This is a genomic window from Streptomyces sp. MGP-BFMKR1 (assembly GCF_057766585.1).
In genome coordinates, this window is record NZ_CM173408.1 from 1,745,792 (window position 1) to 1,758,651 (window position 12,860).

Consider the following 12,860-nt stretch of genomic DNA (forward strand, 5'->3'; position numbering starts at 1 on the left):
CAACATGTGCGTGATCTCGCATGTGTATGCGCCCCACACGCCCCGGTGGCGCGCCGCCCGTTCGCTCTCCCGCGCGGCTCAACCGGTTGGCTTGTACGCACCGTTGAGGCCCCTCGCCCTCTGCCCCACAAGTCCGCTTTCGGACAGATATCACCGTCGGATGTGACGTCTCGGACGCGGTGTGGGCGGCAGGCAACCCGTGGCGCGCGGTCGGCATCCTCCGCGGTAGCGGAGGCCCGCCGCCTCGTGGGTCCTCCGGCTGATCTCACGGTCAACGCCGATCCAAGAGGAGGTCCACCTTGATCCGTGTCCCGCGCGTGATCACCGCCACCGCCGCGGTGTTCGCGCTGGCGGCCGGGTTGCCCGGGCTGGCGCACGCGGCGCCGAGACCCGTGCCACAGCAACAACCCGGCACCCACATACCGACCGCCCCGTCGGGCGTCACCGCCGAGCGCCTTCCGGCGGGTTGGCGGCTCGACGGGGAGGGCGCCGACCGGGAGTTGGTCTGGCGCTCGCGCGAACCGGTGCCCATGGGCGACGCCCGCGTCGAGTTCTACGCCGGCGACCGGCTCGTCGGGCGGCCGACGGCGGCGAAGGACGGCAGGACGTTCCGGCTGCCGCTCGACGACGCCCGGGCCCAGCTCACGGACGAGCTCCAGGTCCGGGCCGGCGGTCGCCGCCTGGACGCGGCCCCCCGGCACCGCGCACCGCGCACCGCCCGGCCCACCACCCCCGCCGAGCCGCCGGCGGCCCTGCCCGTGGGCCCGGTCGACCCCGGCGTACCGGGCCGCTACCGCACCACCAGCGGCGAGTACGACCTGCCGGCCGTACGGCTCCCCGACTTCGCCAAGCCGGTGGAGATGCGCGCCACGGTCGTGGGCCCGACGAACGCCCCCGGCCGCCGGCCGCTGGCGCTGTTCCTGCACGGCCGCCACTACACGTGCTTCGGCCCGTCCGCGGACGACCAGACCGGCGACTGGCCGTGCGCGGCCGGCAGCAAGCCGGTGCCCAGCTACCGCGGTTACCTCCAGGCCCAGAAGCTGCTCGCCTCGCAGGGCTACGTGACGGTCTCCCTCTCGGCCAACGGCGTCAACGGCCAGGACGACGCCGCGGAAGACGGCGGCGCCCAGGCGCGCTCCTCGCTGGTGCGCCAACACCTGGCCCGCTGGGCGGGGTGGGCCGACAGGCCGAAGGGAGCCCCGCGCGCGGTGCGCGCGGTGGCACCGGCCGACCTGTCCCGCGTGCTGCTGGTGGGCCACTCGCGCGGCGGCGAGGGCGTCAACCGCGCCGCGCTCGACAGCCTCAGCCGCCCGCCGGCGGCGCAGGACGGCTACCGGGGCCCGGTGCGCTGGCGCATTCGCGGGAACGTCCTGATCGGCCCGACCATCTTCGGGCAGAACCCCGTGCCCGACGTGCCGTCGGCGACCATCCTGCCGGGCTGCGACGGGGACGTGTCCGACCTCCAGGGCCAGGTGTACGTGGACGGCACGCGCGGCGTCAGCCGTGGCACCGCCCTGCACAGCGCGCTGTACGTGGTGGGCGCCAACCACAACTTCTTCAACACGGAGTGGACGCCCGGCCAGGCCGAGGCGCCGGCCGATGACGACTTCTACCAAGACCCCGAGGCACCGGACCGGGTCTGCGCGCCGAGCGCCAAGACCCGGCTGAGCGCCGCCGACCAACAGCGGGCCGGAGCCACCTACATCGCCGCCGCCGCCCGCCTGTTCGTCGCGGGCGACGACCGGGTGCGCCCGTTGCTCGACGGGTCCCAGCGGCGCGCGCCGTCGGCGGGCCCGGCGCGGGTACTCAGCCACGCGGTCGGCGGGCGGCGCACGCCGCTGGTCGTGCCGCACACCTCACTGAAGGTCTCCGGCGCGCGGATGTGCGTACAGATGGACTCGGACGAGAACACCGCCGGCACGCCCTGCCTGCCGCCGGAGACCAGCCAGAGGTCCCCGCACTTCTCGCTCTGGTACACGCCCGGCGAGCCGGAGCGGCACGCGGTCGCGCTGCGCTGGTCCAAGGCGGGCACCCCGGCCCGCATCGGCCTGCCCCGGCCGGTCTCGGTCGCCGGCTCCCAGGCGCTGGCCCTGCGCGTGATGGTGCCGCCCAACACCTCGGGCACCTCGCTCGACGTCACCCTCACCGACGCGGCGGGCCACCGCGCGACGCTGGGCCGGGTGCGCGTGGACGGGCTGCCGGGCACCGACCGCACCGCGTCCCTGTGGGGACGTGAGGTGCGGGTGCCGCTGTCGGCCGCCGCACGGGCCGGGCTCGACCTGAAGCGGGTCGCCTCGCTGGAGTTGACGCCGCGCGGCGGCCCCGGCCGCGCCTGGCTGGTGGACGCGTGGGGCTGGAGCCCCGGCACGCCCACGGTCCGGCCCGCCGCCCTGCCCCGCATCGACATCGGCAGGACGGAGGTCAAGGAGGGTGACACGGGCGTCCGCACGCACCGGATACCCATCCGCGTCGCCAGCCACGGCACCGGCCAGGTCCGGCTGATCACCACCGACGGCACGACGGGCAAGCACACACACCGGACGGTGACGGTGCGCCCGGGCACCCGGACCATCGACGTTCCGTTCTCCGTGCGCGGCAACACCCGCTACGGCGCCGACTTCGGGTACTCGGTCACGGCACGCGCGCTGCGCGGCACGGCGGTCGGCTCCGACCACGGCGGGGTCTTCGTACGCGACGACGACCCGCTGCCGAAGGTCACGGTGACACCGGTCAAGGACCGGGTCACCGAGGGGCAGGCGCTGAGTTGGCGGGTGACGCTGTCCGAGGCCGCCGACACGGACGTCTGGTCCGTACTGCGCCTCCAGGCCCCGGCCGGTGGGTCCGAGCTGTCCAGCGTCGATGTCGAGAAGAGTTGGTTCGAGGAGGTCTTCTACGAGGACCAGACCCCCGTTCGCCCGCTCTCCCAGGCGACCCAGCCACCGGTCATCCCGGTGCCGGTGGAGGAGGGGAAGCTGAGCGCGGTGGTGACCGTGCCGACCGTCAAGGACGCGCTCACCGAGCCGGATGAGCTGCTCCAGGCCCGGTTGGTCACCTTCGACGACGACAGCGCGGAGTACGAGGGCCCGCTGGTCACCGGGACGGTGCGGGACGCTTCCTAGCTCCCCGACCGGTGCCGGACGCACGCCGCCCGGCGCACGCCGCGGGCGCCCCAGCGACGCCCGCGGCTCGCCAACCCTTCGACTCCGCGCGGGTGAGTTGCCGCGCCCCCACGCCGATCGGCGTGGGGGCGCGGCGCGTGTGCGCGAACCCCTCCCCACAGGCGGCGGGCCGCGGCGAATTCGTTTGTTCGCCCGTCACGGGCCGCACTACCGTGCCCGGGTGGATCTCTTCTCGCACTCCTGGGCGGCGCTGCGCGCGGCGGTCGCCGAACTCCCCGACGGGGCCTTCGAGCAGCCGTCGGGCTGCGCCGGCTGGCTCGTCCGCGACCTCGTCTGCCACCTGGTGATCGACGCGCAGGACGTCCTGATCACCCTCGCCACCCCCGCCACGACGGAGCCGACCGCCGACGCGGTGACGTACTGGAGCGTCACGCAGCAGCCGCCGACCGGTGACGACCCGCTCGACGCGCTGATCGTCCGGTTGGCCGCCGCGTACGAACAGCCGAACCTGCTCGCCTTCCACCTCGACGACGTCGGCTCGGCCGCCGGGCGCGCGGCCGAACTCGCCGATCCCGACGCCCTGGTGAGCACCCAGGACATGGTGTTGACGGTGGGCGACTTCCGCACCGCGTACGTCCTGGAGTGGACGCTGCACCACCTCGACCTGGTCGCCCACCTCCCGGACGTCGCGGGCCCGCCCGCCGATGCTCTCGCCCACTGTCGGGCCACGCTGGAGACGATCGCGGGCACGGCGTTCCCCGCGTCGTTCAGCGACCGGGACGTGCTCCTGGTCGGCACCGGGCGGCGGGCGCCGACGGAGGCGGAGGTGGCCGAACTCGGCGCGCTGGCCGAGCGGTTGCCGTTCGTCATCGGCTGAGACGCTGGTTGGTCGATCGCCTGGTCGGTCGCGGGGGCGCGGGCGGGCCGCGCCCCGGTCGCGCCCGGCGGCGGGTCAGCCGTCCGCGCGCTGCGGGGACAGTGACTTCTGGAACCAGGCCACGTCCCAGAACCTGTCGAACTTGCGCCCCACGCGCTCGAAGACGCCGACCGGCCGAAAGCCGACGTGTGCGTGGAGGCGCCGGGACGCCTCGTTCGGCACGGTGATCCCGGCGAGCGCCACGTGCACGTCCTCCGACTCCAGCGCCGCGAAGAGCGCGGCGTACAGCAACCGTCCGACGCCGCGCCCCACCTGTTCGGGCGCCGCGTAGACGGTGGTCTCCACCGAGGTCGCGTACGCCGGCTTGGCCCGGAAGGCGCTGCTGGTCGCGTAGCCGAGGAGCGTGCCGCCCGCCTCGGCCACGAGCAGCCGGTGCGGCCCCGTGGCGGGGTGGGCCAGCAGCCACGGCCGCCGCTGCTCGGCGGTGAAGGGTTCCGTGTCGAAGGTGATGGGCGTCCGGACGACGTAGTGGTTGTAGATCCGGGTCAACTCTTCGAGGTCGCCCTCGCCGCCCGGCCTCACCGTTGCGCCCGACCCCGTACCGTCCCCGCTGACCTGTGCGTTCATCCGCACGACGGTACGCGGCCCATGTGACGCGCCCGTGTCGCCCGGCCGCCCGTCACGCGGCCCCGCCGGCGCGAGCCGGGCTCAGGCGTCGCCGGGCGGGCGGGGTGGCTGCCAGCCCCGGGTGAGGATGTCGAAGATCGCCTCGACGGCGGCGCGACGGTCCGCCTGGCCGCGCGCGAGGGTCGGGACCTCCAGGACGAACCGGGCCAGCGCCGTGCAGACCGGGTCGTCGTGGGGCACGCCGCACGCGTCGGCGATGGCCGCGCCGAGGGCATCGGTGTACCGCGTCCACATGCGCTCGGCGTAGGCGCGCAGCGCGGGCGTGGTGTCCACGAGGCGGACGAAGTCGGGCAGTTGAGGGTGGGCCGCGAGGGGCAACCAGGTGTCGAGGACGTGCTCGCGGAGGGCGTCGGGGATGCTCCGGCCGGCGGGCCGCTCTCGTACGGCGGCGACGAGCGCCGCCTCGCGGTCCGCCTCCTGGTCGAAGACGAGCGCCTCCTTGCCGCTGAAGTGCTTGAACACCGTCGTGGTCGACACGTCGGCCGCCTCGGCGACGTCGCGGACGCTCACCTGGTCGTAGCCGCGCTCCAGGAAGAGGCGCAGGGCGGCGTCGGCGATGGCTTGTCGGGTGGCCGCCTTCTTGCGTTCACGGCGGCCGACGGGGGGCTCGGTCATGGCGTGAGCGTAGCCGATGGTTGTCTCGTTCAAAAAGTTGACTCGTTGCACTTTTTTATTCGGTGTGCTGTTCTGAGAGCGGAGCCCGCCTGGGTGGCGCCACGGTCGATGCCCCGACCGCCCCTGCCCGCCCCATCCCTGCACCCCTGCACCCTGCGTTTCTGCACCCCTGCATCCCGCCATCGACCCCAGAAGGAACAGCCATGGACTCCCCAGCACCCGCCCACGCCAGGATCAGCGTCATCGGCGCCGGGCCCGGCGGTCTGACCTGCGCCCGGGTCCTCCAGCGGCACGGCCTCGCGGTCACCGTGTACGAGCGCGACCCCGGCCCGACCGCGCGCGACCAGGGCGGCACCCTCGACCTGCACGTCGACAACGGTCAACGCGCCCTGCGCGCGGCCGGCCTGCTCGATGACTTCTTCTCACTGGCCCGGCCCGAAGGGCAGGAGATGCGCCAACTCGACCCCTCGGGGTCACTGTTGTTCCACTCCGTCCCGGAGGCCGGCGAACTCCTCCAACCGGAGATCGATCGCGGCCAGTTGCGCGACCTGTTACTCGACTCCCTGGAGCCGGGAACCGTCCGCTGGGGCCGCGCCCTCGACACGGTCGACGGGCCCGCCGACGGGCCCCGGCGCCTGCACTTCGCCGACGGCACGAGCGTCGAGACCGACCTGGTCATCGGCGCCGACGGGGCCTTCTCGCGGGTGCGCCCGGCCGTGTCCCCCGCCGTCCCCGAGTACACCGGGGTGAGCTTCCTGGAGGCGTGGTTCTCCGACGTCGAGCGCCGGCATCCCGAGATCGCCGCGCTGGTCGGCGCGGGGAGCGCCGCCGCGGCCGACGGCGACCGCGGCCTGTTCGCCCAGCGCAACGGCGGCGACCAGATCCGCGTCTACCTCATTCAGCGCGCCCCGGTCGACTGGATCGCCGCGAGCGGCCTGGCCGCCGACGACACCGCCGGCATCCGCGCCCTGTTGCTGGACGCGTACGCCGACTGGTCGCCCCGGATGCGGCAGTTGGTCACCGCCAACGACGGGCCCTACGTCGACCGCCCGATCCTCGCCCTCCCGGTGCCGCACACCTGGCGGCACTGCCCGACGGTGACCCTGCTCGGCGACGCCGCCCACCTCATGCCCCCACTCGGCGTCGGCGTCAACCTCGCCCTGCTCGACGCCAGCGAACTCGCCCTCGCCCTCGCGAGCGCCACCACCGTGGCGGAGGCCGTCCGCGCGTACGAGGAGGCCATGCTGCCCCGCTCCGTCGAGACGGCCCGCGCCCTCGAAGGCGGCGCGGAGCACCTGCTGTCCGCCGGGGTCTCCGACTTCGGCCGCGCCAGCGACGCCCGCGCCTGAGCGGCACGCCCCGCCGGAGGTGACGCCCGCGCCTGAGCGCCACACTTCGCTGGAGGCGATGCCGACGCCTGAGCGCCGCACCCTGTGCGTAGCGGCGTCCGGCCAGCTGCGTGGGCGCCCGCGCGGCGCGCCTAACCCTGTCGCGCGGCGCGCCCGGGCAGCGCGGCCTCGATGAGGTCGGCGGCCTGCTCGGTCCCGCCCTCGGCGGCCGTGCGCTCCCGCATCCGGTGCACGGCCGCGGCGACCTCGGGGTCGGCCACCAGGCCCTGCACCGCCGTGCGCAACGTGTCGGCGGTGGCCTCCGCCATGGGCACGTGCCGGGCCACGCCCAGCTCGGCCAGCATGGCCGCGTTGCCGAACTGGTCGGTGGCCAGCGGCACCGCCACCATCGGCACGCCGCTGGCCAGCCCTTCCTGGCTGCCGCCGGCCCCGGCGTGGGTGATGAAGGCGTCGGCCTGACGCAGGATGGACAGTTGCGGCACCCACGAGTGGACCTCGACGTTGTCGGGTATCGGGCCGAGTTCGGCGGGGTCCACGAACTTGCCGATCTGGAGCACCAGGTACCAGCCGGGCAGGTCGCCGAAGGCCGCGAGGCACTCGCGGTAGAAGGCGGGCTCCTTGGTCCAGGCGGAGCCCAGCGAGACGAGCACCACCTTGGTCCCCTCGTCCAGGTGCGCGGGGCGGTGCCACTCCCCCTGGTCGGCGCGGTCGCCCTGGCAGGCGCCGACGAAGGTGAAGACGGAGGTGTCGACCTTGTCGTAGTGCGGCTGGAGGGCGCTGGGGATGAGCACGATGCCGCGCTCGGGCATCCCGACCAGCCGGGCCGGGTCGGTGTGCGTCATGTCGTGTTCGGCGAGCCAGGCCGCGAAGCGGTCGTAGTAGGCGGCGCCGCGCGGGGTGCGCTTCATCTCCTCGAACCCCTGGGCCAGTTCGGACTCCTCGTAGCCGTCCCAGACCACCAGGTTCGGCGTGAGCTGGATGGCCGGCACGCCCCAGCGGTGGGCCAGCATGGGCGCCGGGTACGAGGTGATGTCGTGCAGCACCAGGTCCGGCTCGTCGCCGGCGTACGCGTCGAGGAGTTGCGGCAGCATCTGCATGCCGTCGGCCAGGAAGTGCTCCAGGTAGTCGATGAGTTCGGTGCCCCACGCCTCCGGCTCGTCGTCCATCGGCAGGGTGGAGGTGTAGATCACCGGCTCCGCGCCGGTGGCGGCGACCTTCTCCGCGAACGAGGCGGGGATGGCGTAGGTGACCCGGTGGCCGCGGGCGACGAGTTCTCGGATCACCTCAAGGCTCGGGTTGACGTGCCCGTGGGCCGCGATGCTGAACATGGCGATGTGGGCGCGTTCGGTTGTCGTCATGATCGGGACTGTACGCGAGACGATACGTCTCGTGCAAGACGATACGTCTCGTCCATCTCCCTGGGGCACGGGACGGCGGCTCGGGGCCGGTCGGGGTTCCGGGTTTCGGCGGATGGGGGCTCAGCGGCTCGGGGCGAAGGCGGCTCGGGGCAAGGCGGATGCGGGCCCGGCCGCCCCGCCGAGCCCCCAGCCGGTGGCGCTCAGCGCTGGTAGCGCGCGAGGACCAGGTTGCCGTCGGAGACCAGTCGGTCCCGCAGCTCGCCGTCGTCGATCGCGCCGCTGTAGAACTCCTGGAAGGCGGGTGTGGCCACCTTGTCCTTCCACTCCGGGTAGCCGCGCACGGACTGGGCGGGCGCCGAGCGCAGGTGGCCGGCGAGCGCGGTGCCGGTGGCCCAGCCATGCCGCGGGGTGCCCAGCGCCGGGTCGGCCAGGGCGGTGGTGCCGGTGGGCAGCAGCCAGTCGCCGCGGGCCAGCCGCACCATGTTCGCGGGCCGCAACAGGAAGTCGACGAAGGCCATCGCCTCCTCCTTGCGGCGGCAGTCCGCCGCGATCGACAGCGTCTGCGGGCTGACGCCCTGTCGCTGGTCGCCGCCGGGGCCGGCGGGCGCGGGCAGCGTCACCCAGTCGAAGCCGCGCGGGGCCTGCTGGACGATCTGCTGCCGGTACGAGAAGCCGAGCGGCACCATCGCGTACCGGTCGCCGAAGAAGCCCGGCAGGGTGTCGGCACCGCTCATGCCGAGGGTGCTGCGGGATGCCGACTTCTCCCGCACCACCTGGTCGCGGATGGCGTTCGGCACCACCCGGTCGCGCGCCGTGTAGCGGATGGTGACCTTGCCTTCGTCACCACGGTGGAACAGGTGTCCGCCGGTGGACAGCGAGAGGTTCAGCGTCGCGGAGACCGGCTCCTTGAGCGGCCAGGCCACCCCGTACGTGGCGCCACGGGTGAGCCGCCCGGCGGCGTCCGCGAACTCCTCCCAGGTCCAGGGCTCGCGCGCCGTGGGCAACCGCACGTCGGCGGCGGCCAGCAACCTCCGGTTGGCCATGATCATGCGGGGCTCCTGGAGGAACGGCACCCCGTACACACCCCCGCCGAAGGTCGCGGTCCGCCAACTGTGGGGCGGGATCTCGCGTCGCAGCCGGTCCGGGAGCAGGTCGCCCAGGTCGGCGAGGTAGCCGCCGTAGGCGAAGTCGGCGAGGTCGTCGGAGGCGTCGTGGATGATGTCCGGCGCCTCGCCGCCCTCGAAGGAGGTGAGGAGTTGGTCGTGCACGCTGGTCCAACTGCCCTGGACGTAGGTCACCCGGGACCGCGGGTGCGCCTCGTTCCACTCCGCGACCAACCGCTTGTTGGCCCGCACCGACTCCTGCTGCCAGGCCAGCGAGAGGAAGCGCAGGCCGCCCCGGCCCCCGCTCGCGCACCCGGGCACCAGCGCGCCGACGCCGGCCGCCCCGGCCGCGGCCAACAGGCGACGGCGAGGCAGGCGGCGGGAGAGCGGTGACGTACGGGCCGGCTCGTGCGGGCTGCCCGCCATCAGTGCTTCACCGCCCCGGCCAGCAGGCCGCCGGTGATCCGGCGCTGGATGAACGCGAACAGCACCAGCGACGGCAGGGTCGCCAGCAGCGCGGCGGCGGCCAGCGGCCCGAGGTCGGCGACGCCCTCGGTGCCGATGAAGTGGGTGAGGACGACCGGCATGGTCTGCTTCTCCGGGGTCTTCAGCAGGACGAGCGCGAAGAAGAACTCGTTCCACGCGGTGATGAACGTGAACAGCGCGGTGGCCACGATGCCGGGCGCGAGCAGTGGAGCCGTCACCGAGACCAGCGTGCGCAGCCGGCCCGCCCCGTCCACCGCCGCGGCCTCCTCCAACTCGGGCGGGACGGCCCGCACGTACCCGGCGAGCATCCACAGCGCGAACGGCAGCGACCAGACCACGTAGACCAGGACCAGCCCGGCGGGCTCGTCGATGAGCCGGAACTCCTTGAGGATCAGGAACAGCGGGATGATCACCAGCACGAACGGGAACGCCTGGCTGACCACCACCCAGCCGGTGGCCGCGCGGGAGAGCGCGGAGCGGTGCCGGGCCATCACGTAGGCCATGGGCGTGGCGATCAGCACCGAGATCGCGGCGGCGCTCCCGGCGGTGAGCAGGCTGTTGCCCGCGGCCCGCAGCAGCGGTTGCTCGTCGAAGGCGCGCCGGAAGTTGTCGAGCGTGGGGCGCTCCGGCAGCCAGGTCGGGTGCAGGGTGGCGAGTTCGGTGGGTGGCTTGAATGCGGTGGAGACGAGCCACAGCAGGGGAAAGGCGAGGAAGACCAGGTAGCCCAGGAGCGCCAGGTACTGACCGGCGCGCGCCGCCCGGCGCCGGCCGCCCCGGGACACTCCGGCGCGCCGCCGGGACGACGCCGCGCGCGGCCGGGACAGCGCGGCCAGGCCCCGGGGGTGGCTCGCCGTCGGGTGGTCCGTGGGGTGGTTCGTCGGCCCGGGTCCGGCTCGCTTCACTGGTCCGCTCCCTTCAACCGTCCGACGAGGTACACGGCGAGCAGTACGGAGACGACCGCGACCAGGACGCAGCCCATAGCCGCCGCGTAGCCGAACTGGCCGTAGCGGAACGCCTCCTCGTACGCGAAGAGCATCGGCAGCCGGGTGCGCCCGCCGGGGCCGCCGCTGGTGAGCACGTACACCAGGGCGAAGGAGTTGAGGTTCCAGATGAAGCTGAGCGCGCTGATGGCCAGGGCGATGGGGCGGATGGCGGGCCAGGTGACGGTGCGGAACCTGCGCCAGGCGCCGGCGCCGTCCACGGCGGCGGCCTCCCGCAGTTCGCGCGGCACGTTCTGCAACCCGGCCAGCAGGGCGACCGTGACCTGGGGCAGGCCCGCCCAGACGCCCACCACGATCACCGCGGGCAGCGCTGTGGACAGGCCCGCGAGCCAGTCGGAGCCGTCGCCCAGGTGCAGGTCGCGCAGCGTCTCGTTGAGGATGCCGGCGTCGGAGTGGTAGACGAGCCGCCACATGATGCCGACGACGACCTCCGGCATCGCCCACGGCACGATGGCCAGCGTCCGCGCCAGCCAGCGCATCCGCAGATCCTGGCTGAGCAGGAGGGCGAGCCCGAGCCCGAGGAGGAACTGCGGCACCGTGACGCCCACCGCCCACACCAGGCCGACCCGGAAGGACTCCCAGAAGAGGGTGTCGTGGCGCAGGTCGCGGAAGTTGAGCAGGCCGATCCACTCGGTGGGTTCGGTACGGCCCGACTGGGAGTCGGTGAACGCGAGGCCGATGCCGTACAGCAGGGGTCCCGCGCTCAGCAGCAGGATGGGCAGGAGGGCGGGCAGGACCAGGAACCAGGGCCCGAGCCCGGCGGGCCGCCCGCCCCGGCCCCGGCTCCGGCCGGCGCGCGCCCGCGGGGCGCGGCCCTCCTTGGCTGGGGCGCGGTCCGGTTCGTCGCCGGACCGCGCCGCCTCGGTCATCGGTCTCACGGCAGGGGGCTCCTTCACGGCGCGGCGCGGTGGGGCGCGGCGGCCCGGACGCCGTCCGGGGAGCGCGGCACCCCGGTGCTGGGCTTGGCTGGGGCGGGGCAGCCGCGCCTGGGGCGGGCGGCACCGTCCCGTGGTCACGGGGAGCGGGCGCCCGTCAGGAGGCCCCCGTCATCGTGCTGACGGTCCGTATCGCAGTCAAGCGGTACGCGCGCACGACCTCGACTCCCGCGATGCGAGACTGACCGGACAGGACCGGTCAGAGTCAGGCACGGCCAGACCAGGACGAGGCAGGATCAGACAGGTCCGGACACAACCCGGCACGGTCAGCCGAGGCCCGGCACGGTCAGCCGAGGCCGGACGGGGCCGGAGGGGGCCGGACGGGGCCGGACACGAGAGGACGGGCGCGGCGTGGGGCGTGACGGTGTGGGGAGCATGGCGTGAGCGCGGAGTTCACCGAGGAGCGAGCCCGGCGGGTGCTGGCGGCGGCGGGGCTCGCGCGGACGCCGGCCGACGCGCGGCTGCTCGCCCTGGGCGAGAACGCGGTGTTCGCGCTGGCCAGCACCGTGGTCAAGGTGGGGCGCGAGAGCGGGCTGTGGGAGCGGGCGAGCCGCGAACCGCGCGTCGCGACCTGGCTCGCCGAGCACGGGGTGCCCGCGGTGCGCCCCGCCGAGCCGAAGGCGCTGCTGGTCGACGGGCACCCGGTCACGGTCTGGCACCGGCTGCCGCCGGCGGTCCGCGCCGCGACCCCGGCCGACCTGGCGGGGCTGCTGCGGCGAGTGCACGCCCTGCCGGAGCCGCCGTTCGCGCTGCCGCGCCGCGAGTTGTTGGGCGGCGTGGAGCGGTGGCTGCGGCTGGCCGGGGACGCGATCGACCCCGCCGACGCGGCCTATCTGCGGGCGCGCAGGGACGGTTTCGCGCGGGCCGCGGCGGCGCTGACGCCCCATCTGCCGCCCGGTCCGCTGCACGGTGACGCGCTGCCGCGCAACGTGCACGTCAGCGCCGACGGTCCGGTCCTGGTGGACCTGGAGACCTTCGCCAGTGACCTGCGCGAACACGACCTGGTGGTGATGGCCCTCACCCGCGACCGGTACGGGCTCGACGCGGCGGCCTACGCGGAGTTCACCTCGGCCTACGGCTGGGACGTGCGCGAGTGGGAGGGCTGTGCCGTGCTGCGCGGGGCCCGGGAGACGGCGAGCTGCGCCTGGGTGGCGCAGCACGCGCCGGGCAACCCGGCCGCCCGCGCGGAGTTCGAGCGCCGGGTGGCGTCGCTGCGGGCGGGCGACCCGAGCGTGCGGTGGTTCGCCCTGTGAGCGTGCGGTGGTCCGCGCCGCGAGCGTGGCGTGAGTACGCGTCGTGGCGGTCGCGCCCGGCCGTAGCGGGGTGTTGC

General features: G+C 74.4%; 9 protein-coding genes and 1 pseudogene. 4 read left to right on the forward strand and 6 right to left on the reverse strand.

What is annotated here, in order from left to right; translation table 11 throughout:
* Positions 1-299 precede the first annotated feature (299 nt).
* Both AC3CHW_RS06395 and AC3CHW_RS06400 read left to right on the forward strand, forming a co-directional pair.
* Positions 300-3,119, forward strand: a complete 2,820-nt coding sequence (locus tag AC3CHW_RS06395; RefSeq protein WP_488469842.1) for a hypothetical protein — start codon at positions 300-302, stop codon at positions 3,117-3,119.
* Between the two features lie 220 nt (positions 3,120-3,339).
* Positions 3,340-3,996: a maleylpyruvate isomerase N-terminal domain-containing protein gene (locus AC3CHW_RS06400; protein WP_488469843.1), complete on the forward strand. Its 657-nt coding sequence runs from the start codon at positions 3,340-3,342 to the stop codon at positions 3,994-3,996.
* A gap of 75 nt (positions 3,997-4,071) precedes the next feature.
* On the opposite strand, the gene AC3CHW_RS06405 is transcribed toward AC3CHW_RS06400, so the two are convergent.
* Both AC3CHW_RS06405 and AC3CHW_RS06410 read right to left on the reverse strand, forming a co-directional pair.
* The gene (locus AC3CHW_RS06405) at positions 4,072-4,623 is read right to left on the reverse strand and encodes a GNAT family N-acetyltransferase (RefSeq protein ID WP_398611222.1); all 552 of its coding nucleotides are present in this window, start codon (positions 4,621-4,623) and stop codon (positions 4,072-4,074) included.
* Between the two features lie 81 nt (positions 4,624-4,704).
* The gene (locus AC3CHW_RS06410; RefSeq protein WP_488469844.1) at positions 4,705-5,298 is read right to left on the reverse strand and encodes a TetR/AcrR family transcriptional regulator; all 594 of its coding nucleotides are present in this window, start codon (positions 5,296-5,298) and stop codon (positions 4,705-4,707) included.
* 203 nt (positions 5,299-5,501) lie between these two features.
* On the opposite strand from AC3CHW_RS06410, the gene AC3CHW_RS06415 reads away from it, so the two are divergent.
* Entirely contained in the window at positions 5,502-6,647 is a 1,146-nt protein-coding gene (locus AC3CHW_RS06415; RefSeq protein ID WP_488469845.1) for an FAD-dependent oxidoreductase, read from the forward strand.
* A 131-nt stretch (positions 6,648-6,778) separates the two neighbouring features.
* Here AC3CHW_RS06415 and AC3CHW_RS06420 read toward each other — a convergent pair.
* The 4 genes and pseudogenes from AC3CHW_RS06420 to AC3CHW_RS06435 form a co-directional block, all read right to left on the reverse strand.
* A pseudogene (locus AC3CHW_RS06420) lies at positions 6,779-8,048 on the reverse strand (macrolide family glycosyltransferase).
* Positions 8,049-8,205: 157 nt separating this feature from the next.
* Positions 8,206-9,534, reverse strand: a complete 1,329-nt coding sequence (locus AC3CHW_RS06425; RefSeq protein ID WP_488469846.1) for an ABC transporter substrate-binding protein — start codon at positions 9,532-9,534, stop codon at positions 8,206-8,208.
* Positions 9,534-10,376 carry a carbohydrate ABC transporter permease gene (locus AC3CHW_RS06430; RefSeq protein WP_398611296.1) on the reverse strand — a complete coding sequence of 281 codons (843 nt, stop codon included), beginning with the start codon at positions 10,374-10,376 and terminating at the stop codon, positions 9,534-9,536. Before AC3CHW_RS06430 ends, AC3CHW_RS06425 begins: the two co-directional genes overlap by 1 nt.
* Before the next feature lie 116 nt (positions 10,377-10,492).
* Positions 10,493-11,464, reverse strand: coding sequence for a carbohydrate ABC transporter permease (locus AC3CHW_RS06435; RefSeq protein WP_488470981.1), 972 nt, complete (start codon positions 11,462-11,464; stop codon positions 10,493-10,495).
* Positions 11,465-11,910: 446 nt separating this feature from the next.
* Between AC3CHW_RS06435 and AC3CHW_RS06440 the strand changes: the two genes are divergently transcribed.
* Positions 11,911-12,783, forward strand: coding sequence for a phosphotransferase enzyme family protein (locus tag AC3CHW_RS06440; protein WP_488469847.1), 873 nt, complete (start codon positions 11,911-11,913; stop codon positions 12,781-12,783).
* Positions 12,784-12,860: the final 77 nt, after the last annotated feature.

What these genes read in the sequence shown, in the direction of transcription:
- AC3CHW_RS06405 (WP_398611222.1), bottom strand. Translation starts at nt 4,623, where the DNA reads ATGAACGCACAGGTCAGCGGGGACGGTACGGGGTCGGGCGCAACGGTG.
- AC3CHW_RS06410 (WP_488469844.1), bottom strand. Translation starts at nt 5,298, where the DNA reads ATGACCGAGCCCCCCGTCGGCCGCCGTGAACGCAAGAAGGCGGCCACC.
- AC3CHW_RS06415 (WP_488469845.1), top strand. Translation starts at nt 5,502, where the DNA reads ATGGACTCCCCAGCACCCGCCCACGCCAGGATCAGCGTCATCGGCGCC.
- AC3CHW_RS06425 (WP_488469846.1), bottom strand. Translation starts at nt 9,534, where the DNA reads ATGGCGGGCAGCCCGCACGAGCCGGCCCGTACGTCACCGCTCTCCCGC.
- AC3CHW_RS06435 (WP_488470981.1), bottom strand. Translation starts at nt 11,464, where the DNA reads ATGACCGAGGCGGCGCGGTCCGGCGACGAACCGGACCGCGCCCCAGCC.